The 22437-nt window shown below is 67.2% G+C and carries 18 protein-coding genes; 10 read left to right on the forward strand and 8 right to left on the reverse strand.

Annotated elements, in window-relative coordinates; translation table 11 throughout:
* Positions 1–31: 31 nt before the first annotated feature.
* The 6 genes from GGR43_RS06600 (at position 32) to GGR43_RS06625 (ending at position 9964) form a co-directional block, all read left to right on the forward strand.
* Complete coding sequence (locus tag GGR43_RS06600; protein WP_188071141.1) at positions 32–1378, forward strand: spinster family MFS transporter; 1347 nt, start codon at positions 32–34, stop codon at positions 1376–1378.
* 43 nt (positions 1379–1421) lie between these two features.
* Positions 1422–4283: a TonB-dependent receptor gene (locus tag GGR43_RS06605; RefSeq protein ID WP_188071142.1), complete on the forward strand. Its 2862-nt coding sequence runs from the start codon at positions 1422–1424 to the stop codon at positions 4281–4283.
* Positions 4284–4318: 35 nt separating this feature from the next.
* The gene (locus GGR43_RS06610; RefSeq protein WP_188071143.1) at positions 4319–5263 is read left to right on the forward strand and encodes an isocitrate lyase/PEP mutase family protein; all 945 of its coding nucleotides are present in this window, start codon (positions 4319–4321) and stop codon (positions 5261–5263) included.
* Between the two features lie 367 nt (positions 5264–5630).
* Complete coding sequence (locus tag GGR43_RS06615) at positions 5631–7490, forward strand: bifunctional sugar phosphate isomerase/epimerase/4-hydroxyphenylpyruvate dioxygenase family protein (protein ID WP_188071144.1); 1860 nt, start codon at positions 5631–5633, stop codon at positions 7488–7490.
* 29 nt (positions 7491–7519) lie between these two features.
* Positions 7520–9193: a carboxylesterase/lipase family protein gene (locus tag GGR43_RS06620; RefSeq protein WP_188071145.1), complete on the forward strand. Its 1674-nt coding sequence runs from the start codon at positions 7520–7522 to the stop codon at positions 9191–9193.
* A 165-nt stretch (positions 9194–9358) separates the two neighbouring features.
* Positions 9359–9964: a TetR/AcrR family transcriptional regulator gene (locus GGR43_RS06625; protein ID WP_188071146.1), complete on the forward strand. Its 606-nt coding sequence runs from the start codon at positions 9359–9361 to the stop codon at positions 9962–9964.
* Between the two features lie 11 nt (positions 9965–9975).
* Here GGR43_RS06625 and GGR43_RS06630 read toward each other — a convergent pair whose 3' ends face one another.
* The 3 genes from GGR43_RS06630 to GGR43_RS06640 are packed head-to-tail and all read right to left on the reverse strand — an operon-like array spanning position 9976 to position 13235.
* Entirely contained in the window at positions 9976–11019 is a 1044-nt protein-coding gene (locus GGR43_RS06630; protein ID WP_188071147.1) for a hypothetical protein, read from the reverse strand.
* On the reverse strand, positions 11016–12308 hold the full coding sequence (locus GGR43_RS06635) for an MFS transporter (RefSeq protein ID WP_223177312.1): 1293 nt from the start codon (positions 12306–12308) through the stop codon (positions 11016–11018). The genes GGR43_RS06630 and GGR43_RS06635 overlap by 4 nt, the downstream gene beginning before the upstream one ends.
* A gap of 48 nt (positions 12309–12356) precedes the next feature.
* A complete protein-coding gene (locus GGR43_RS06640) occupies positions 12357–13235 on the reverse strand; it encodes a shikimate dehydrogenase (RefSeq protein WP_188071149.1) in 879 nt (292 codons plus the stop codon).
* 184 nt (positions 13236–13419) lie between these two features.
* Here GGR43_RS06640 and GGR43_RS06645 point away from each other — a divergent pair, with 184 nt between their 5' ends.
* The 3 genes from GGR43_RS06645 to GGR43_RS06655 all read left to right on the forward strand — a co-directional run bounded on the left by GGR43_RS06645 (position 13420) and on the right by GGR43_RS06655 (position 18077).
* Positions 13420–14493, forward strand: a complete 1074-nt coding sequence (locus tag GGR43_RS06645) for an alpha/beta hydrolase (protein WP_188071150.1) — start codon at positions 13420–13422, stop codon at positions 14491–14493.
* Positions 14494–14555: 62 nt separating this feature from the next.
* Positions 14556–17474: a TonB-dependent receptor domain-containing protein gene (locus GGR43_RS06650; RefSeq protein ID WP_188071151.1), complete on the forward strand. Its 2919-nt coding sequence runs from the start codon at positions 14556–14558 to the stop codon at positions 17472–17474.
* Between the two features lie 159 nt (positions 17475–17633).
* Positions 17634–18077, forward strand: coding sequence for a baeRF12 domain-containing protein (locus tag GGR43_RS06655; RefSeq protein WP_188071152.1), 444 nt, complete (start codon positions 17634–17636; stop codon positions 18075–18077).
* A gap of 4 nt (positions 18078–18081) precedes the next feature.
* Here GGR43_RS06655 and GGR43_RS06660 read toward each other — a convergent pair whose 3' ends face one another.
* The 3 genes from GGR43_RS06660 to GGR43_RS06670 are packed head-to-tail and all read right to left on the reverse strand — an operon-like array spanning position 18082 to position 20767.
* A complete protein-coding gene (locus tag GGR43_RS06660) occupies positions 18082–18777 on the reverse strand; it encodes a phosphoribosyltransferase (RefSeq protein ID WP_223177313.1) in 696 nt (231 codons plus the stop codon).
* On the reverse strand, positions 18774–19439 hold the full coding sequence (locus GGR43_RS06665; RefSeq protein ID WP_223177314.1) for a dienelactone hydrolase family protein: 666 nt from the start codon (positions 19437–19439) through the stop codon (positions 18774–18776). Before GGR43_RS06665 ends, GGR43_RS06660 begins: the two co-directional genes overlap by 4 nt.
* The gene (locus GGR43_RS06670; protein ID WP_188071153.1) at positions 19436–20767 is read right to left on the reverse strand and encodes an erythromycin esterase family protein; all 1332 of its coding nucleotides are present in this window, start codon (positions 20765–20767) and stop codon (positions 19436–19438) included. Before GGR43_RS06670 ends, GGR43_RS06665 begins: the two co-directional genes overlap by 4 nt.
* A 361-nt stretch (positions 20768–21128) precedes the next feature.
* Between GGR43_RS06670 and GGR43_RS06675 the strand changes: the two genes are divergently transcribed.
* Entirely contained in the window at positions 21129–21554 is a 426-nt protein-coding gene (locus GGR43_RS06675) for a CBS domain-containing protein (protein WP_223177315.1), read from the forward strand.
* 67 nt (positions 21555–21621) lie between these two features.
* On the opposite strand, the gene GGR43_RS06680 is transcribed toward GGR43_RS06675, so the two are convergent.
* Together GGR43_RS06680 and GGR43_RS06685 are read right to left on the reverse strand one after the other, a co-directional pair.
* Complete coding sequence (locus GGR43_RS06680; protein ID WP_188071154.1) at positions 21622–22116, reverse strand: Hsp20/alpha crystallin family protein; 495 nt, start codon at positions 22114–22116, stop codon at positions 21622–21624.
* Positions 22117–22236: 120 nt separating this feature from the next.
* Positions 22237–22380: a hypothetical protein gene (locus GGR43_RS06685; RefSeq protein ID WP_188071155.1), complete on the reverse strand. Its 144-nt coding sequence runs from the start codon at positions 22378–22380 to the stop codon at positions 22237–22239.
* Between the last annotated feature and the right edge of the window lie 57 nt (positions 22381–22437).

The raw sequence follows: 22437 nt of genomic DNA on the forward strand, positions 1-22437 counted from the left end.
ACTGGCAGGGAAGTCGGGAGAAAGCCCTGATATGCGGCAGCAGGCGCAGGCATTCGAATCCATCGAGGAAAAGTCGTCGGGCACGGCCCGAGGCTGGCTCATCGCCTTGCTGCTCGCGCTCGCCTCCATCGCGTCGCAGTTCGACCGGGTCGTGCTCAACCTGACGGTGGAGCCGGTGAAGGCGGAGTTCGGGCTGGACGATACCGGCTTCGGCATGTTGCAGGGCGTCGCCTTCGGCATTTTCTACACGCTGTGCAGCATGCCGATCGGCCGGCTTGCGGACCGCTACCCCCGCAAGGTGATCATGGGCGGCTTCCTCGCGCTGTTCAGCCTGTTCTCCATGGCGTCCGGCCTGTCGCGCACCTATTGGCAGCTGTTCCTGACCCGCGTCGGCGTCGGCGTGGGCGAGGCGAGCGTGACCCCGGCCAGCCTGTCGATGCTGAGCGACCTCTTCCCGCCGGACCGGCTGGGGCGGGCGGTCAGCATCTTCTTCCTGAGCGCGCCGTTCGGCATCGGCCTCGCCTTCATCGGCGGCGGCAGCCTGATCGAGTGGCTGGAAACCTCCGCGCTGTTGCACGGCGGGCTGCTGGACGGGCTGAAGCCGTGGCAGGCGGCGTTCATCATCGTCGGTTTCCCCGGCCTGCTGCTGGTGCCGTTCCTGTTCCTCGTGCGCGAACCGAAGCGGCAGGGGCCGGGCGCGGACGAGCCGCTGTCCATCCGGCAGGTGCTGGCCATCGTTTCGGCGCGCAAGGCGGCGCTGATCCCGATGTTCGCGGGCTTCTCCATGGTGACGCTGGTGTCCTACGCCTATAATATCTGGGCGCCCGCGCTGTTCATCCGCGTCTATGGCTGGAGCGCGGCGGAGATCGGCCTGGGCTTCGGCCTCATCATGCTGCTGTGCGGGACGGGCGGTACCTTCTGCGCCGGCTGGCTGAGCGACCGGCTGACCCGCAAGGGGCACAGCGACGCGCAGCTGACGGTCGCGGCCGCCGGCTTCGTCGGCTGCGGGCTGTTCGGCGCGCTGGCGCCGCTGATGCCCAATGCGCAGCTGGCGCTGCTGCTGCTGGCGCCCGCCATGTTCCTGAGCTGCATGCCCTTTCCCTGCGCGGGGACGGCGTTGCAGCTTATCATTCCCAACCGCGCGCGCGGGCAGGTGACCGCGCTCTACATCACCATCATCACGCTGGTGGGGCTGGGCGTCGGGCCGATGGTGATCGGCCTGATGACGGACCATGTGTTCCGCGAGCCCGCCGACATTCGATATTCGCTTTCCATCATCGTCGGCCTCGCGACGCCGGTGATGGTCCTTCTGCTGCTGCTGGCCCGCAAGCCCTACCGGCTGCTGCGCCGGATGCAGGACCAGAGCATTTCCGATTGACGTCAGACAGCGCCGGACAAGGCGCATTGAGGGGAGAGACATCATGATTGAGGTTCGGATTTCACATCGCGGCGGCAAGGGCGGCGGCAAGGGCCGCTTCCGGGGCGCCGCGCTCGGCGCGCTGGCGCTGGCGAGCGCGCCTGCCGCCGTCCTCGCGCAGACGGCGGAGGAACCGGCGGCGCCGCAGGAAAATGCGGCGCAGGAGATCATCGTCACCGGTTCGCGCATCGCGCGCAGCGGCTTCGACGCGCCGACGCCGGTGTCGGTGGTCGGGCAGGAGCGGTTCGAGCAGCGCGCGATCACCAATGTCGGCGACGCGCTCAACGAGCTGCCGTCCTTCCGCCCGCTGGTGACGCCCGCGACGCAGCAGGCGGTCGGCGGCAATATCGGCGCGCGCGTGCTCGACCTGCGCGGCCTGGGCGCGACGCGGACGCTGGTGCTGCTCGACGGCAAGCGCTTCGTGCCCTCGACCACGCAGGGGACGATCGACGTCAACCTGATCCCCAGCTCGATCATCAGCCGCACCGAGGTGGTGACGGGCGGCGCATCGGCGGCCTATGGGTCGGATGCGGTCGCGGGCGTGGTCAACTTCATCATCGACAAGTCGCTCGACGGGTTCAAGGGATCGGTCCAGGCTGGCATTTCGGGCGAGGGCGACGCGGGCGAACGCAATGTCCAGCTCGCCTACGGCACCCGCTTCGGCGACGGCCGCGGCAATTTCGTGATCGCGGGCGAATATAATGATTCCGACGGCATGGGCGATTGCTACACGCGCAGCTGGTGCCCGAACGAGCAGCTGGTCGGCAACACGCCCGCCGGTTTCGGCGGCCTGCCCGCCAGCATCCGCACCGGCCCGGCAGGGACCGGCAACCTGTCGTCCGGCGGCTTGATCGTCGCCAATTCCGGGCCTTTGCGCGGCCTCGCCTTCAACCCGGACGGCACGACGCACAATTATGACTTCGGCACGATCTACGGCAACAACCCGTCGCCGCTGTTCACCTATGGCGGCGAGGAATCGGGGCGCAACGGCTTTCTCGACGGGATATTGCTGATCCCGCCGGTGCAGCGCATCGTCGGCTATGCCCATGTCGACTATGAGTTCTCCGACGCGCTCAAGGCCAATCTGGACCTCTCTTACGGCGAGGTGAAGGGCATGGTCATCGGCTCGGTCGCGCGCTCGACCCTCACCATCAACCGCAACAATGCCTATCTGCCGCAGGGCGTGGCGGACATCATGGACCAGAACGGCATCACCTCGTTCAGCCTTGGCCGCGCGTTCATGGATCTGGGCGGATCGATCAACCATTCGCGCAACCGCACCTATCGCGCGGTGCTCTCGTTCGAGGGCAATCTGGGCGACAACTGGAAGTGGGACGCCTATTATCAATATGGCCGCAACAAGTTCCGCCAGAACTACAGCGGCAATGTCATCGCCAGCCGCGTCACCAATGCCGCCAATGCGGTGCAGGTCGGCAATCAGGTGGTGTGTGGCATCAATGCCGACGCCAATCCGGCCAATGACGACCCCGCTTGCGTGCCGATGAATATTTTCGGCTCAGGCAATATCTCCGGCCCGGCCGCGGCCTATATCGCGCCCTCGGGCTATCAGACCACCGACACGACCGAGCATGTGCTGGCCGCCAATGTGAACGGCGCGCTGTTCGCGCTGCCCGGCGGGGATTTCTCGGTCGCGACCGGCGCCGAATATCGCAGCGACAAGGCGGTCGGCACCGCCGACGCCCTGTCCACCGCCAATGCCTTCTGGTCGTTCAACGGCAAGGCCGTCAGCGGCAAGATCGAGGTGATCGAAGGCTATCTGGAAGCGGTCGCGCCGATCCTCAGGGATATGCCGCTCGCCGATACGCTGGAGCTGAACGGCGCGATCCGCCAGACGCATTACAGCCGGTCCGCCCCTGGCGTCGACACCACCAGCGTCGATGCGACCACGTGGAAGCTGGGCGCGGTCTATGCGCCCGTTCCGGAGATTCGCTTCCGCGCCACCCGGTCGCGCGACATCCGCGCGCCCAACCTGACCGAGCTGTTCGGTCCGGTGACGGCGGGCCGCGTCACCATCGTCGATCCGGTGAACGGCGGCGCGCAGATCCAGGTCAATTCGCTGACCGGCGCCAACCGCGCGCTCAATGCGGAAAAGGCGGATACCTGGACGGCCGGTGTGGTGCTGGCTCCGGACTGGGATTTCGCCCGGTCGCTGCGCCTGTCGGTCGATTATTACGACATCAAGATCAAGGGCGCGATCTCCACGCTGGGCGCGCAGGTCGTGGTCGACCGCTGCGCGCAGGGCGCCACCGCGCTGTGCTCCTATGTCTCGCGCGATGGTGCCGGCACGCTGCTTCAGGTGCAGGATGTGCTGCAGAACGTCAGCGAGATCATCAACCGCGGCATCGACTTCGAACTGAGCTACAATACCGATATCGGCAATGCGGGCAGCCTCGATTTCCGGGTGCTCGCCACCAAATATCTGAAGCTGGCGATCGGCGGCGTCGATCGCACCGGCCAGACCGGCTATCGCCCCGGCACCACCACCGGCGTTCCCGACTATATCATCGACGGCACCGTCACCTGGCGGAAGAATGCCTTCACGCTGAGCGCCCACGGCAAATATATCCCCAAGGGCATTTTCGACACCACGCTGGTCGGGCCGGAGGATGACGGCTATGCCGCCACCCTGCCCAGCAGCGTCAACACCAACCGGGTGGACGGCCGCTTCTATCTCGACCTCAGCGCCTCGCTGCGGGTGAATGAGCAGTTCGAGCTGTTCGGCGTCGTCAACAACGTGCTGGACAAGGATCCGCCGATGGCGGCCAGCGCGCAGGGCGCGACCAACCAGGTCTATTTCGACCCCATCGGCCGCTATTTCAAGGTCGGCGCGCGCGTCAGGTTCTGATCCGCGCACATAATCGAGGAAACAAGGAAAGAAGAATGGCCAAGAAATCGCTTAAACGGCTTCTGGAAGAATCGAACAAATGCATCGTCGCACCCTGCGTCTATGACTGCGCGTCGATGCGCGCGGTCGAGATGGTCGGCTTCGAGGCCGCGATGCTCAGCGGCGGAGAGGTGTCGATCGCGATGAACGGCGTGATCGACTATGGCTTCAGCAACCTGACCGATATCGAATGGATATGCAGCCGCATCACCCAGACGTCGCCGGTCCCGCTCGCCGCCGATATCGAGGACGGCTTCGGCGGCCCGCTCGCCGTCTACCGCTCCACCAAGCGGATGATCATGGCTGGGGCGACCGCGTTGCAGCTGGAGGATTCCGGCGACATGGAGGAATCGACCCGGCTGCTGCCGCGCGAGAAATATCTGGAGAAGGTGCGCGCCGCGCTCGCCGCGATGGAGGGGACGGACTGCATCCTTATCGCCCGCACCAATGCCGACCCGGAAACGGAGATGGACGAGGGCTGCGAGCGCATGCGTCTGGCGCATGAGCTGGGCGCGCAGATGACCACCGTGGTGAAGATCGGCACGCTGGCCCATGCGCAATATGTCGCCTCCAAGGTGCCGGGCTGGAAGATGTTCCCGGACGTGCGCGACATCGACGGCAAGCCTGCGGTGACGGTGGACGATATCTATCCGCTCGGCTTCAACTTCATGACGATGCATTATCTGCTGAAGGCGGCGATGGACGGCATGCTGGAGCACGGCCTCAAGAACGCCGCGCAGCAGGGGTGCCATTATACCTGCCAGAAGGTCGACGCGACCGGCGTGATGGGCATGAGCGCGACGCCGCTGTTCGATCCGCAATCCTATATGGAGCTGGAAGGGCGCTTCAGCGGCCGCCAGAAGGAATATACGATCGTCGGCAACGCGGTCGAGGAATTCCCGCAGGGTTTCTTCCGCTCGAAGATCGACGACCGTCTCTGACATCAGGCCGGGCGGGGGTTTCCCCTCGTCCGGCACCGTTTGCGCCCCCGACGACCGGGGACGGGGCGTGAGGCCCTTCGCGCCCGCTTCATGCGGGCGGGGAGGGCCATTTTCTTTTCCATGCGCCGGAGACTGGCGCGGGGAAAGTGGCCCTTTCGTCTTTACCGTCACCCCGGCGCAGGCCGGGGTCTCAGGCCATGGTGCGCTGTCTCCTGCGATGCCAGCCTGCGCTGGCATGACGGGAAGTCACCAAAAACGCATGGCTTTGCCCCTGCGATTGACAATGAATGAACCAGTTCGTACACATAGCGTCAGCCAAGGATCACCGACGCCCCCAAGCGTCGCGTGGGGCAGGAAGAGGGCGCTCATGCTGAAATCCATCGCTACGGTCTGCGTCAGCGGCACGCTGGATCAGAAGCTGGCGGCGATCGCCGGGGCGGGGTTCAGGGCGGTCGAGATTTTCGAGCCGGACCTGATCGGCTATCCCGGCACGCCCCGCGACGTCGCGCGGATGATGGCGGACCTCGGCCTGGCTTGTGTGCTCTACCAGCCGTTTCGCGATTTCGAGGGCATGCCCGAACCGCTGCGCGCCCGCGCCTTCGACCGGGCGGAGCGGAAATTCGACCTGATGGGGGAACTGGGCACCGACCGCATCCTCGTCTGCTCCAACTGCTCGCCCCATGCGCTGCCCGACCGGGGGCGCATCGTCGCCGACTTCGCCGAACTGGGCGAGCGCGCGGCGAAGCGCGGCATCGTCGTCGGCTATGAAGCGCTGGCCTGGGGGCGGCACATCAACGATCACCGGCAGGTGTGGGATATCGTCAAGGCGGTGGATCACCCCAATATCGGCATCTTGCTCGACAGCTTCCATTCGCTTTCCCGCGCCATTCCGATCGAGAGCCTTGCCGATATCGACGGCGGCAAGATCGCCTTCGTCCAACTGGCCGACGCGCCGCGCCTCGACATGGGGCTGCTCTACTGGAGCCGTCATTTCCGCTGCCTGCCGGGGCAGGGCGACATGCGGATCGCCGACTATACCGCCGCGCTGCTGAAGGCCGGGTATAGGGGGCCGCTGTCGCTCGAAATCTTCAACGACCGCTTCCGCGCTTCCTCCTCCAGCCTTGTTGCTCATGATGCGTGGCGCTCGCTCACCGCGACGATCGAGGATGCGCGCCGGATCAATGGCGAGGCCCCGGCGCTGCCCGCCCGCGCGCACATAAGGGGGACGGAGTTCATCGAATTCGCGCTGTCGGACGAGGAAAGCGAGCGGCTGGTGCCGATGCTGCGCGCGCTGGGCTTCCGCCACACCGGCCGCCACCGCAACAAGGCGGTCGACCGCTGGCAGCAGGGCGGCGTCAATCTGGTGCTGAACCGCGAGCATCACGGCTTCGCCCACAGCTATCGCCTGACGCATGGCGCGTCGATCTGCGCGCTGGGCCTGCGGGTCGAGGATGTGACGGCCGTGCTGGACCGCGCGGCCTCGCTCGATATCGCCCGTTTCGATCAGGATCCCGGCCCCGGCAACCTCGCCATCCCGGCGCTGCGGGGGGTGGGCGGCAGCCTGCTCTATCTGGTCGAGGACGGCGGCGCCGACGCGATCTGGGCGCAGGAGTTCGAGCCGGTGGAGGCGCCCGGCCCGGCGCTGTTGCAGGGCATCGACCATATCGCGGCGTCGGTGGACGTGGACGAATATCTGTCGTGGCAGCTGTTCTGGACCAGCCTGTTCGAGGTGGAAAAGCAGGAGGAGCTGGATATCCTCGACCCCGGCGGCGTGGTGCAGAGCCGGGCGATCACGGCGGCGGACGGCAGTTTCCGCGTGACGATCAACGCATCGGGCGGGCGCAACACGCTCTCGTCGCGCTTCGTCCATCACGGCTTCGGCGCGGGGTTCCAGCACATCGCCTTTTCCACGGCGGATATCTTCGGCGCGGCCGGGCAATTGGGGCGGGAGGGCCTGCCGGTGATGGAGGTGCCGCCCAACTATTATCCCGACCTCGCCGCCCGCTTCGGGCTGGAGGAAGAGGCGCTCGCCGCGCTGTGCGGGGCGGGGCTGCTCTATGACGAGGACGAGGCCGGGCATCGCTATTGGCAGCTTTATTCCCGCGCCTTCGACAAGCGCTTCTTTTTCGAGATCGTGCAGCGGCAGGACTATCGCGGCTTCGGCGCATCCAACGCGCCGGTGCGCCTCGCCGCGCAGAGCCGCTATCGCGATCCGGTGCTGGATTGAGCGAGAAAAACCAAAGAGGGGAGAGGTTGATGATCGGCAGGCACAAGGGAAAGGTCCGGGCATGGATGGCGGCGGCGGCCGCGCTGGCGATGCTGGCCGCCCCCGCGACGGCGCAGAAAAGGGGCATGGTCGCCCTTCCCGGCGATCCGGTCGAAACCGGCAGCGGCAAGGTGGCGGGCACGCAGCTCGACAGTGGAGTGCACGCCTGGCTCGGCATCCCCTTTGCGCAGCCGCCGGTGGGCGCCAACCGCTGGGCCGCGCCCAAGCCGATCCGCTGGCAGGGCGTGTGGAACGCCGACCGCAAGGGGCCGGAATGCATTCAGGTGCTGCGCCCGCACGACATCAACCATTATTTCGGCGAGGAAGCGACCTCGGAAGATTGCCTGACGCTCAACCTCTGGGCGCCCGCCGATGCCGGCAAGGGCGCGAAGCGGCCGGTGATCGTGTTCATCTATGGCGGCGGCTTCACCATCGGCTCGTCCGGCATGGCCAATTATGACGGCGAGGCGGTGGCGAAGGCGGGCGCGATCGCGGTCAACTTCAACTATCGGGTGGGGGCCTTCGGCTTCCTTGCCCATCCCGAATTGTCGAAGGAGCAGGGCGGCCATTCCGGCAATTACGGCATCATGGACCAGATCGCCGCGCTGCGCTGGATCAGGGAGAATATCGCGCAATTCGGCGGCGATCCCGACCGGGTGCTGGTGATGGGCCAGTCGGCGGGCGCCTTCTCGGTCGCCTCGCTGATCTTCGCGCCGGAGGCGAAGGGCCTGTTCAGTTCGGCGGTGATGCTGAGCGGCTGCAACTATCGCACGCCATGGCCGACGCTGGAGAGCGCGGAGCAGACCGGGTTGCGCTTGCAGGAGCGGCTGGGCGCGGCCTCGCTGGCGAAGATGCGCGACCTGCCCGCCGACCGCATATTGGCGGTGCAGAGCGAAAATCAGGTCGGCGCCAGGGTCGAGGGCATCCGCATCGGCGGGCCGATCCTCGACGGCAAGGTGCTGCCGCTGCAAAAGGACGCGGCGCTGAAGGCGGGCGCGCTTGCCCGCGTGCCGGTCATCGCCGCCTATACTTCCGACGATATCGACATCGCCATGAGCCCCTTGGGTCGCATCACGGGACTGGCGGACTATCGGGCGCAGGCGGAGAAGCTGTTCGGGGCGGACGCCGCGCAATTCCTGAAGCTGTTCCCGGCCTCCACCGACGAGCAGGCCCGCGCCGCCGCGCGCGAGGCCGCCCGCGCGCAGGGCTTCGTCCTCGCCGCCCGCCAATGCGCGGTGGATCAGGCGAAGCTGGGACAGGCGACTTATATCGCCCGCTTCTCCCGCCATCATCCGTTCCGGCCGGGCGTCGCCATCGTCGATGTCGATCCGGCGACGATCGGCGCCTATCATACCTCGGACGTGCCCTATTGGCTGGGGACGCTCGACGCCTATAACAGCCTGCGGCCGACGCGCGACTGGACGGCGGAGGACCGGGCGCTGTCGGCCTCGATGCTCGGCGCGCTGATCGCGATGGCCAAGACCGGTTCCCCCGACACGCCGGCGCTGCGCTGGCCCGCATGGTCGGTGCGCGCGGAAAGGCAGCTCGATATCGGCGCCGCCGTCGCCGTCACGCCGCTCGACGTGAAGCGGATCGAGTGGATGGAAGCGCATCCGCTCGACCGGATCGCCCCGGCGGGCGTGCGCAGCCACCCCATCGACTGAGCGGTTTTTGCCGGAGGAAGCCCGGTCGGCCCTTACAAAGCGCGCCGATCGTGCTACTCCTTGCAATCGAACCGGCAGACAGATGATGAAAGCGCGAGAAGAGTGAAAAATCCCAATGGCGCCGCTGCCTCCGCGTCCTCTCGCGGGCGGACGGCTGACGGAGAAATGTCGCGGCAGGAAATATTGGCGGTCGCGCGCGCCGAATTCGCCGAAAAGGGGCTGAGCGGCGCGCGCATCGACGAGATCGCCGAAAAGACCAGCACGTCCAAGCGGATGATCTATTATCATTTCGGCAGCAAGGAAGCGCTCTACCGCGCGGTGCTGGAGGAAGCCTATAACGGCATCCGCGCCACCGAGACCGCCGTGCCGATCGAGGCGATGAATGCCGAGGAAGCGCTGGCCAGCAATATCCGCATCACCTTCGACTATCATCATGAGAACCCGGAGTTCGTCCGGCTGGTGATGAACGAGAATATGCACAAGGGCGCCTTCGTCGGCGACGTGGCGGGCATCAAGCGCCGCAACGAGAGCGTGATCCGCGTGCTGAGCGACATCATCGCCAAGGGCGTGGCGGAGGGCGTTTTCCGCGACGATCTGGACCCGGTCGACCTGCACATGACGATCAGCGCGCTGTGCTTCTACAATGTGTCGAACCGCTACACCTTCTCGCAGATCTTCAACCGCGACATGACCTCGCCGGAGGCGGTGGCGCGGCGGCGCGAGCAGGTGGTGGATATCGTCCTTGCCTCCTGCCGCAAGCGTAGGACCTAGGGCCCTGGCGGTCAGTTTCCGGCGGCAGGGTCGGCGCGCCATGCCAGCCGGTCGGCCTGATAGGAACCGAGCCAGATTCTGCCCCCGGCGAAGGCGGCGGCCGATACGCCGTTGAAGGACGGGGACGGCTCGCCATAGGCCAGCGTCGAAACATGGGTCAGCTCGCCGTCCAGCGCCGCGACGACATAGCCGCGATGGCAGAGCATCTTGTCCGCCTCGCCGTCGACGATCTTGCGCAAGCCCCCGCACGCCGGTTCGTCGAGCCGCATGCCCGCCGCGACCAGCCGCCCGTCGATCCAGTGGATATTGTCCGGCATGAAATCGGGCATGGTCAGGCGGGCGACCGGGCCGTCCTGCCTGGTCCGGTCGAACTTCAGCACCGCATGCCAGCCGAAGGCGACGACATAATAATGCCGGTCGTCGGGCGACACCTCCAGCCCGTTATTGCCGGGCAGCTCCGTCCCCGGCAGCGGCGCGAAGCCGGTATCGCCGGGCCGCCACGCCATCACCAGCCCGGTGATGCCGCCGCGCACGAAATCGGTGATGCCGGTACCCGGCCGGGTGAGGATCGTCGTCAGGATGGTGCCGTCCGCGAAGGAGGCGACACTGTTGGCGACATGGCCCGGCGGCAGCGGGAGGCAGCCGCGCCAGCGCAGCGACGGGCGCGACGGGCGCAGGTCGATGTCGAACAGCTCGATCGATTCCCGCCCGCCATGGTTGACGACCAGCAGGCGGTACGTTCCGTCCGCCTGTTCCCGCACCGAAAGCCCGCGCGCGTTGAACAGCGCGGGATCGACCGGGCCGGGGCAGGCGGCGAACCGCTTCCTGTCCCAGGCGATCTGGTCCCGCGTGCCGGGATACCAGAGGCTCGCCTCCGCCGTGCGCGCGTCGATGAGCTTCAGCCCCGCGCCTTGCGCGAAACCGCTCGCCACCAGCCAGTCGCTGCGGCCGATGCGGACGATATCCTCCGGCTTTTCGGCGCCGCAGACATAGGAGAGCGGCGGTTCTGCCGGGCACGGCACCGGCGCTGCCGCAAGGGCCAGCGCCGCTATCACAGCACGATCCTTTCGACATCGCCGAGGATGAAGATATAGGCGAGCGCCCCCAGCAGCGCGAGCAGGCCGACATAGGCGAGCGCGAAGAAGAAGGAGCCGGTCGCCGCGACGATGAAGCCGATCACCAGCGGCGTCACGATGCCCGCCAGATTGGCCGCGAGGTTGAAGATGCCGCCGGTCAGGCCCAGCATCCCTTCGGGCGCGATGTCGGACACCAGCGTCCAGCCCAATGCCGCCATGCCCTGCGCGAAGAAGGCGACGGACAGGATCGTGATCACCACCGCGTCCGATTCCACGAAATTGGCCGCGATGATGGTGGAGGCGAGCAGCAGCCCGGTGATGACCGGCAGCTTGCGCGCGATATTGGGGGAAAGGCCCCGGCGCAGCATCCCGTCCGACCACCAGCCGCCGAACAGCACGCCGACCGATGCGGCGATGAAGGGCAGCACGGCGAAGAAGCCGATCTTCAGATAGTCCATCTGCCGCTCGGTCGCGAGATAGGTGGGGAACCAGGTGAGGAAGAACACCAGCGTGGAATTGCCCGCGAACTGACCGAGGCAGATGCCCCACATCTGGCGATAGCGCAACAGCGCGCCCGCCTTGCGCCATTCGAACGGCGCGCCCTTGGCCGCGGCGGACACCATGCCGCCGCCCTGCCGGATCACCTCCAGCTCGGCGGCGTTGGCGTGCGGGTGATCCTGCGGCTCGCGATAGCGGGCGAGCCATACCAGCATGAAGGCGAGGCCCGCGACGCCGCAGACGATGAACAGCGACCGCCAGCCATGATGGGCGAGCAGCCAGAAGAGGATGGGGCTGAGGAAGGCGAGGCCGATATATTCGCCCACCGTATAGACGCCGGTGGCGAAGGCGCGCTCGGAGCGGGGAAACCATGTCGCCACCACCCGGCTGTTGGCCGGGAAGCAGGGCGATTCGGCGATGCCCAGCGCCAGCCGCAGGCCGAGCAGCCCGGCAAGGCCCGTCGCCACCGCATGCAGCAGCGTGAACAGCGACCAGAAACCGACGGAAAGCGCATAGGTCAGGCGCGTGCCCACCCGGTCGAGGAACACCCCGCCCGGCACCTGCGAGGCGGCATAGCTCCACGAAAAGGCGGAAAAGACGATGCCCATCACCGCCGCGTCGATGCCCAGATCATGCGTCAGCGCGGGCGCGGCGATGCCGAGGATCGTCCGGTCCAGATAGTTGATGAGCGTCCCGCTCGCGATCAGCGCCAATATGCCGAACCGCGCCCGGCTGGGCCGTTGCGCGGAAGATGCCGCGATGTCCGTCATTATCCTCTCCATCCCTCTGTCCGTCCGTTTCGCCGCATGCCGCGGCGATCAGAAATTCTCTACCATCCGCATCCGGTCCGCCTGCCGCCCGGTGAACAGGTCGAAGGCGCGTGCGGCCTGGAAAATCGCCATCTCGCCGCCATGCGCGGTCGCGCAGCCCAGCGCGCGGGCGCTTTTGAGCAATTCGGTTTCCAGCGGGAAATAGACGACATCGGCCACCCACAGGCCGGGTCGCAGCCACGCGGCTTCGACCGGCATGCCAGGGTGCCCCTCCATGCCGAGCGGCGTCGCGTTGATGAGGCCGCCCGCCCGCGCGATTTCCGCCGCCCGGTCCGCACCCGCCAGACGGACCTCGACCCCGGCCGGGGCATTGACGCCGAGCCGCTCGACCAGCGCCCGCGCCATCGCCTCGTTCTTGTCCGCGATCACCAGTTCGCGGCATCCGAGGCGCAGCATCGCCATCGCGGTGGCCGCGCCCGCACCCCCGGCGCCGATCTGCACCACATGCATCAGATCCGCATCGGGCAACTGGCGCGACAGGCTTTCGGCGAAACCCGACCAGTCGGTATTATGGCCGATCCGCCGCCCGTCGCGGAACAGCACGGTGTTGACCGCGCCGATCGCCGTCGCCTCCTCGCTCAGTTCGTCGAGCAGCGGGATCACCTTCTGCTTGAACGGGTGGGTGATGTTGACGCCGCTGAAGCCGCAGGCCTCCACCGCGTCCAGCATGCCGGGCAGCGCCGAGTCGCGATCCTTGTGCAGCGACAGGTCGTAGAGGCAGTAGACGAGGCGCAGGCCCTGCCGGTCGGCTTCCCCCATATGCATCGCGGGGGAGCGCGAGGATTGGATATCCATGCCGATCAGCCCGCATAATATCGGTGCGCCGGACTTGTCATCCGGCGGCGTCTGCAGGCTTTCCGAACTCATTTCGCCCGTCCCCCTTTCCCTGATTATTGCCACTTTCACCCATCCTGAACAGGCCGTGCGATGAAAAGCCATTTTACGGCGTTGACGTAGTACGAACTATTTCGTACACAAAACTGCAGAGAGGGGAAAGGGCTAAAACTCATTTCCCCGTGAGGGCCGGAAAAGGCCCGCAACAGGGAGAGGGATGATGCAATCTCTTTGGAGCCTTGCGCTGCTTGCCGCGCTGCCCGGCGGCACGGCGCTTGCCCAGCCGTCGATTGGGGAGCAGATCGCCGCCGCCGCCGATATCGGCGCGTCGGTGCAGGCCGTGGGGGCCGATTCGCTGACGTCGATCACCGCCAGCTATCCCGGCGGCGTGACCGGCCTGCCGGACCAGAGCTATCAGACGCTGCCGGGCTATCGCCCGATGAAGCTCGATCTGTTCCTGCCGCCGCAAAGCTTTGCCGGGCCGCGCCCGCTCGTCGTCTATGTGCATGGCGGCGGGTGGATGGCGGGCGGCCCGCGCCGCTCGGCCGCCTATACCGACTGGCCCCGCGTGCTCGCCTCGCTCGCCGCGAAAGGCTATGTGGTCGCGTCGGTCGGCTATCGCTTCGCGCGGGAGGCGCCGTTCCCGGCCGCCGCGCAGGATGTGAAGGCGGCGCTGCGCTGGCTGCGCGCCAATGCCGGCACCTATCGCATCGACCCCGCGCGCGGCGCGATCTGGGGCCAGTCGGCGGGCGGCCACCTCGCCAGCCTCGTCGGTCTGAGCTGCGGCGCGGCGGCGCTGGAGCCGGAAGGCCGCATCGTTCCCAGGGCGGGCAATGTCGAAACCACGGCGTCCACGGTGGAAGGCGCGGACACGGCGTCGGACTGCGTGCAGGCGGTGGTGTCCTGGTTCGGCATCTATGATTTCCAAACCCTGCTCGCCGCGCGAGGCAATGCGGACAGCGCGGCGCAGGCGTTCCTCGCCTGCGACGGCAAGGACTGCGCGCCGGACCGGGTGAAGGCGGCCTCGCCGGTCAGCTATATCGACCGCAAGGACCCGCCGGTACTGCTGATGCATGGCGACCGCGACGAGACCGTGCCGCTGTCCCAGCATCGGGAGATGACCGCCGCGCTCAAGGCGGGCGGGGTGAGCGTGCGGGAGAAGATCCTGCCCGGCGTCGGCCACAGCTGGGTCGGCGCGACCGCCGAGGCGACGCAGGCCGCCAGCCGCGAAGCGTTGCGCGAAACCATCGACTTCATCGAGGCCCGGATCGGCGACGGGGTCGCCCGATAACATAACCAACTGAACTTCAATCAGAAAAATGCCTGAAAAAGCAGGCGTCAGGGGAATAGATCATGAATAATATCGCATATCGGCGGAGGCTGCTTTCGGGTTCCGCATTCGGTTTCGGAGCCATCATGCTCGGCGCCGCGCTGGTGACGGCCGGGCCCGCATGGGCGCAGGACGAAAGCGCCGCGCCGCAGGACATCGTCGTCACCGGTTCGCTGATCGCGCGCCCGAACAATGTCTCGGTCAGCCCGATCGTGTCGGTGTCGGAAGAGGCGATCAAGGCGGCAGGCCAGGTCGATCTGGAAGCGACGCTCAACCAGTTGCCGGGCTTCGTGCCGTCGGGCGGCGCGGCGACCGGCGGGCAGGGTGGCGGCGGCCGCGCGACCGTCAACCTGCACGGCCTCGGCTCCAACCGCAATCTCGTGCTGCTGGACGGCAAGCGCCTGCCGCTGTCCGACATCAACGGCAATGTCGACATCAACATCCTGCCGGAATCGATCATCGGCGGGGTCGACGTGATCACCGGCGGCGCCTCGGCCATCTACGGGTCGGACGCGATGTCCGGCGTGGTCAATTTCAAGGTGCTCAAGCCGTTCGAGGGCATCCGCGCCGACATGCAGATCGGCGATTCCTTCCGGGGCGACTATCGCCGCTTTTCCGGCGCAGTGGCGCTGGGCACCAGCTTTGCCGAGGATCGCGGCCACCTGATGCTGTCGGCCAGCTATTCCGACCGCCAGCCGCTGTCGGGCGACAAGCGCTCCGTCTTCGACCTGCGCGTGCCGTCCTCGTTCATCGGCCAGAGCACCTTCGTGCCGAGCGCGACCAACCTGCCCGATCAGGCGGTGCTCAATTCGCTGTTCGCCGGCTACGGCGTCACGTCGAGCATCAACCCCACGCTCACCCTGGGGTTCAACGACAATGGCTCGCTGTTCACCCAGACGGGCGCGATCAACTATCAGGGGCCGACCACGGGCGGCTATGCGGTCATCGGCAACAATGTGCGCATGCCGGTCGGCCCGCAGCTCCAGATATTGAACGGCCTCCAGCGCACGACGCTGTTCGGCAAGGCCGATTATGAGCTGACCGACGCGCTGACGCTCTATGGCCAGTTCCTCTACGTGGACTCGACCGTCAATACCGAGAGCGGCAAGAGCCTGACGCAGTTCGGCACGCTGACGACGATCCCGGTCACCAACCCCTTCATTCCGGCCGATTTGCGGACGCTGCTGGCCTCGCGCCCGGATGCCGCCGCGCCCTTCACCTGGAACGGCCGCTATGTCGGCGTGGCCGACAAGTCGTGGGACGAGAATTTCTCCGTCCAGCAATATATAGCGGGCCTGAAAGGCGGGCTGTTCGGCGCGTGGACCTTCGACGTCTATGCCGGCTACGACAAGACCGTGCACGACCAGAAAAACTATAACGCCGTGCTCAAGAGCCGGGTGCAGCAGCTGCTCAACGCGCCCGATGGCGGCGCGTCGCTGTGCGCGGGCGGCTTCAACCCCTTCGGCCTCGCCAACGCCTCGCGCCTGTCGCCCGAATGTCAGGCCTATATCACCAAGACCGCCTTCAGCCAGGAAAAGCTGACGCAGACGCAGGTGCAGGGCACGATCAGCGGCCCGTTGTTCAGCCTGCCCGCGGGCGACATGCAGCTGGCGCTGCTCGCCGGCTATCGCCGCAACACCTACAGCTATACGCCCGATTCCGATCTGGCGGCGCAGAATATCGAGGCGGTGATCGCCTCCTCGGCTGCGGCGGGGCGTATCAACGTGAAGGAATTCGCCGCGCAGATCGACGTGCCGCTGCTGAAGGACAAGCCGTTCATCGAGGAATTCGGCATCGGCGGCGCGTTCCGCTATTCCGACTATTCGGTGACGGGCAGCGTGACGAGCTATGAAGGCGACGTGCGCTGGCGGCCGGTTTCCTCGCTGCTGGTGCGCGGCAGCTATCAGCGCGCCGTCCGTGCGCCCAATATCGGCGAGCTGTTCTCCCCGGCGACGGGCGTGCAGATCGCCATCGGCACGCCGCCCGCGTCCATCGGCGACCCGTGCGACGTGCGCTCCACCGCCCGCACCGGCGCCAACGCGGCACAGGTCCGCGCGCTCTGCATCGCGCAGGGCGTCCCGGCGGCGGCGATCGACAGCTATCAGTTCCCGACCACCGCGACGGCAGGCGTCATTTCCGGCAACACCGGCCTGTCGCCGGAAAAGGCCGATACCTACAATATCGGCTTCATCTGGAATTCGCGCTGGACCTCGCCCTGGCTCAGCAACCTGTCGCTCTCGGTCGATTATTACAACATCAAGATCAAGGACGTGATCTCGACCGTGCCGGGCCTCACCACGCTGGCCAAATGCTATAATCTCGACGGGTCGAACCCGACCTATGCGGCCTCCAACGCCTTCTGCGCGCTGCTGGCGCGCGACGATCAGGGCAATCTCCAGACCATCGGCCAGCCTTTCCTCAATCTGGGCGGACTCCAGACCGACGGCGTGGAGATTCAGGTCAACTGGTCGGTCGGGCTTGCCGATATCGGCGTGGGCAACGGCAGCGGCGCGGTCTACATCAACAGCGCCATCGGCTATATGAACCATTACAAGGTGCAGACGCTGCCGGGCACCGCGTTCCAGGATTTCGCGGGGACCAACACCATCGGCTCGCCGCGTCCCGAATGGAAGGCGCTGACCACCTTCGGCTATCGCTCCGACGCGTTCGGCGTCGCGCTGCGCTGGCGCTATCAGGATGCGATGGACGATATCAGCGCGGTGACCACGCCCGCCAATGCGGCGGTCGGCGTCGATGCCTATAATCTGTTCGACCTGACCGGCAATGTGAAGGTGGCCGACGCGTTCGACCTGCGCTGGGGCATAACCAACCTGTTCGACAAGGGGCTGCCCTATGTCGCCAGCTCCCAGAACGGCGCCGACCCCGGCACCTTCGACGCGATCGGGCGGTCCTTCTACATCGGCGCGAAGGTCAGCTTCTGATCGAGGCATGACCGGCGGGCAGGTGGAAACCCCGCCTGCCTGCCGTGCGGCTTTCGGCAGGCGGGCAGGGGACGGAACCCTTGCCCGCCTGTGTCGTTCCTCAAGAGGATATTCGCGGCCCGCCAGGCAGGCGATGCTATGATGTTCGGAGGATGACCGATGCGGATTGCCAATGGTACGCTGATACTGGCCGTCGACGGCAGGAAGATGCTGATCCTGCGCAATGACGGGGATGCCGACTATCCCGTCCTCACGACGCTGGAGCATGAGGAGGCGGACAATCCGGCGTCGCGGGAGCAGGGAACGGACGCGCCGGGCCGGGCCTTTTCCAGCGTGGACGGGCGACGCAGCGCCATGGGCGAAACCGACTGGCACGAACAGGCCGAGGGGCGCTTCGCCGTGCAGGCGGCCGATAGGCTGGAGCGTCTGGCCGACGCGCAGCCGAACGATCTGGTCGTCGTCGCGCCGCCGCGCATTCTGGGCGAATTGCGCAAGCATTACGGCACCGCGACGAAGCGGCATCTCTTTGCCGAGGTCGGCAAGGACCTGACCGGCCATAACACGGACGAGATCGGCAAGGCGCTCGCCGCGCACGAGAATTGATCCGCTATTCCGTGGACGCGCCGGGCCGGCTGGCGGCGGCGTGCAGCGCCGCGTCGGCCAGCAGATGCGTGACCTCCGCATCGCCGGTCTGGTCGAAGTTCATATAATGCGCGCCGACAGCGTAGAAGGGATCGGGTGACGCGAGGCAGACGATGCCGTCGCATTCGGCGGCCAGCGACTGCACCACATCAGGCGGGGCGACCGGCACCGCCAGCAGCACCTTGCGCGCATGCGCCTTGCGCAGGCCCTTGAGCGCGGCGCGCACGGTGCCGCCGGTCGCGATGCCGTCATCGACGAGGATGACGTTGCGCTCCCCGACGGACGCGGGTTGCCGGTCGCCCAGATAGAGCTGCCTGCGCCTTTCTATCTCCCGCAGCTGGCGCCGGGTTTCGGCCTCTATATAGGCGGGGTTGGGCGCGATCTGGCGGATGATATCGTCGTTGAGGACGACCTGGGGATCGGCGCCGTCGATCACCGCGCCGATGCCGAGTTCCTCATAACCGGGCGCGCCCAGCTTGCGCACGAACACTATGTCGAGTTCCGCATCCAGCTCGCACGCGACCTCATAGGCGACCGGCACGCCGCCGCGCGGCAGGCCGAGCACCAGCGGATTTTCCGGCGCACGGCCGATCAGGGCCTGCGCGAGCTGGCGGCCAGCATCCTTGCGGTCGCGGAACGGGGGGCCATGGGAAACCATCATCCATCCTCCTGCATGTGGCGAACGAACCAGCGCGCGGCATGGTCGATCACCCTGTCCAGCGTGCCGGGCTCCTCGAACAAATGGCCCGCGCCCGGCACGATCGCCAATTCGGTGCGGGCGTGCATGTGCCGCATCGCGACGCGGTTGAGCTTGAGCACCGGCAGGTCGTGGCTGCCGACGATCAGCAGCGTCGGCGCGCGCACATGCGCGAGCGCCCGCGACCCCGCAAGGTCCGGCCGCCCGCCGCGCGAGACGATCGCCGTTATGTCCGCATCCTCCGCCGAGGCGGCGAGCAGCGCGGCCCCGGCGCCGGTGCTTGCGCCGAAATAGCCGATCGGCAGCCCGGCAAGCGCAGGGATGTGCCGCGCCCATGCCGCCGCGCCCGCAAGGCGGGCGGCCAGCAGCGGGATGTCGAAGACATTGGCGCGGTCCAGCTCCTCCTCCGGCGTCAGCAGGTCGACCAGCAGCGACGCCAGCCCAGCGCGGCCCAGCCCTTCGGCGACATGATTGTTGCGCGGGCTGAGCCGCCCGCTGCCGCTGCCATGGGCGAAGACGACAAGGCCGACCGGCGCGGGCGCCGCGCGCAACAGGCCCTGAAGCCCCTGCGGTTGCACCGTGACCGGCGTCGCTGCCGCGACCGGGGGCGGGGCGGCGGCCATCATAGTCCGAACGGCCAGGTTTCGGGCGCGCCATGCGGGCGCTCGTCGCCGAGCGGAGTGACGGCGCCGGTCTGGTCGAACCAGACCCAGGCGTCGAACTGCTCCGCCATCACCGCCTCGAAATAATGGCTGAGCAATTCGGTTTCGGGCCGGTAGACGACGCCGATCGCGCGCTCCAGCAGCGGGCCGCGCAACTGGGCGGCAAGCTCCCGCCGGGAGGGGTCGCGCCAGTCGGTCAGCGTCCGGGGCAGGCCCGCGCGGCGGAACGCATGCTCGTAGCTGTCCGGGCGGGCGGGGCGCACGGCCTTGACCCGCATCGGCGCGCCCCAGTCGTCGGCGGCGGCCACCGTTCCGGTATCGGTGCCGAAGCCGATCAGCACCGCCTCGTCGCCATAGACCATGCGGCACAGCTCGCCGATGTTGAATTCCCCGCGCCACCCCATCGCGGTGGCAGCGGCATTGCCGATATGGCTGTTATGCGCCCAGACCACGGCCTTGGTCCCCTCGCCGCGATGGGCGAGCAGCGCCTGAAGCGTCGCGAACATATGCCGGTCGCGCAGGTTCCAGCTCTCGGCCGAGCTGCGGTACATTGCCCGGTAATAGTTTTCGGCGGCCTGCACGATGCGGGCATTCTGCACCGCGTCGAACCAGCGCTCGCCGTCCCGCTTCAGGTCGTCCAGCTGACCGGCCAGCATCTCGCGCAACTGGGCGACGACCTTCTCCTCGCACCCCGGATGGCCGCCATGGACGACCGCTAGGCCGTAATGCGCCGGTTCGTCCTGCCATGGCGTCAGGCATCCGTAGCGGGTGCGGGCGGCGGCGGCCTCGCGCGGGTCGACGGTGTCGAGATAGGCGAGCACCGCATGGATCGACTCGTTGAGGCTGTAGACGTCCATGCCGCTGAACGAGACGCGCCTTTCCTCCACCAGCGTGGCATTGTGGCCGCGCAGCCAGTCGGCGAATTCCAGCACTTCCCGGTTGCGCCACATCCAGGTGGGAAAGCGGGCGAACACGTCGCCCCGGCGCGGCCGGGGGGCCTGATGGCGGACATAATCGTCGATGCGGGCGGCGTCGGGCCAGTCGGCCTCCACCGCGACGACGGTGAAGCCGTGGCGGCTGACGAGGCGGCGGGTGATCGCCGCGCGGGCGCGATAGAATTCGGACGTGCCGTGCGTCGCCTCGCCCAGCAGGACGATCCGGGCGTCGCCGAAGCGGTCGAAGCAGGCGCCGAACTCCTCCGCGTCGAGCGGGGAGGGCAGCGGCTCGCCATGCCGGCGCAGCGCCTCGACCAGATCGGCGGAAACCTCGCGTTTCACTGGGTCGTGGATCATGTCGACGGTCCTTCGGAACGGTCGCGGTCCCTTGCCGCGACGCCATGCACCGCGCTGCCTCTGCGTCCTGCGTTCCGCCGGGCCTGCATGCCTTGTTCGCGGGCCGGGCGGTATCCGGACTTTTCCGTAAAGGGTGGTCCTCAAGGGAATCGGGCAGGCGAAGGGAGAACGCCGCGCGGGAGGGAAGGGTTCCGCGAAAGTCCAGCCCGTGGCCGCCCGTGCGCGAGGAGCGGCGGGCCGTTTTCAAAAGCGGCGCCATGCGTAGATTCCCCAATATCGGCTGCGGCGGCAATGGGCGCAAGCTTCCGGGTGACGAGGGTGCGGGAAGGCGCGCGCCCGGTCTTGCGAGGGAAAGGTTCAGATGAGCACGACAGTCGCGGAAATCATGCATGACGGGGTCGAATGGGTGCCGCCGGACGCGAAGCTTTCGCAGGTGGCAAGGATCATGAAGGAGAAGGATATCGGCGCGGTGCCGGTGGGCGACAATGACCGGCTGGTCGGCATGGTGACCGACCGCGACCTGGCCGTGCGGGCGCTCGCCAACGGCAGGGATCCCGGCGAACTGACGGCGCGCGACGTGATGAGCGAGCCGATCGTCTATTGCCACGCCGACGAAAGGATCGAGGACGCCATCCGTCTGATGGAATCGCGCCAGATCCGCCGCCTGCCGGTGATCAACGAGAACAAGCGGATGGTCGGCATCCTGTCCATCGGCGACATCAGCCAGTGCGGGCATCGCGACCTGACCGCAGAGGTGATGAGCGCGGTCAGCGACCATCATGGCTGATCGGGCTGAGTGATCGCATGGCCCGCGCGAAGGAAGGCCGGAGCGGGACTTCTCCGCTCCGGCCTTCCTACCCGTCGCCCGTTTCGATGGGGACCGCCCGCGCCGACGGCGCCTTCGCCTTCGGCACGGAAATCTTGAGCACGCCATTCTTCAGCCGCGCCTTCACGCCGTCGTCGGCGACGGCGCCGGGCAGGGGGATGCGCCGTTCGAACGAGCCGCGATGGCGTTCCTCGACGACGACGCCATCCTCCTCGCTCCTGCTGCTGTCATCGGCCTCGCCCTTGATCACCAGCACGCCGTCCGCCACGGAGACGGAAATCCGGTCGGGCTGGAAGCCCGGCACATCGGCGTTGATCCTGTAGGCATCGTCCTTGTCCTTGATCTCCACCAGCGGGAAATTGGGCAGACGCGGGTTGCCGAAGCCGAAATCGAACAGCCGGTCCGGTTGGCGGACCAGATCGTCGAACACCCGGTCGACTTCCTTGCGCAGCCAGTTGATCGGTTCGGCAAGCTTTCCGGCGCGCGCCGGTTGCCGCGTGGTGGCGGGGTCCTTTTCGGCCATGGGTCGCTCCCTTGTTCGGATCGCGATGCGGCGGTCCTTTCCGGCCGCATCCTCTCCGCCCATGGTAAGCACCGGCGGGCGGGGCTTTGAATCCGCAATTATACTAGGGAGATGATGCCCCTAGCCGATCCATCCGGAGGACAGCAAAAGCTGCACGCCGATCACCAGCGAAAGCAGCGCCGCGCCCAGTTCCAGCCGGAACCGGGCTTCGGACCCTGCTTCGGCCTCTGTGCCGTGGGCCGGTGTCTGCCCCCGCGATCCCATCGGAGTCTCCCCTTCATCCTTGTCGGTAAAAGGGGTAGTGCGCGGCGGGGCGGAGGG

This window comes from Sphingobium jiangsuense (assembly GCF_014196495.1).
GTDB classification, from domain to species: domain Bacteria; phylum Pseudomonadota; class Alphaproteobacteria; order Sphingomonadales; family Sphingomonadaceae; genus Sphingobium; species Sphingobium jiangsuense.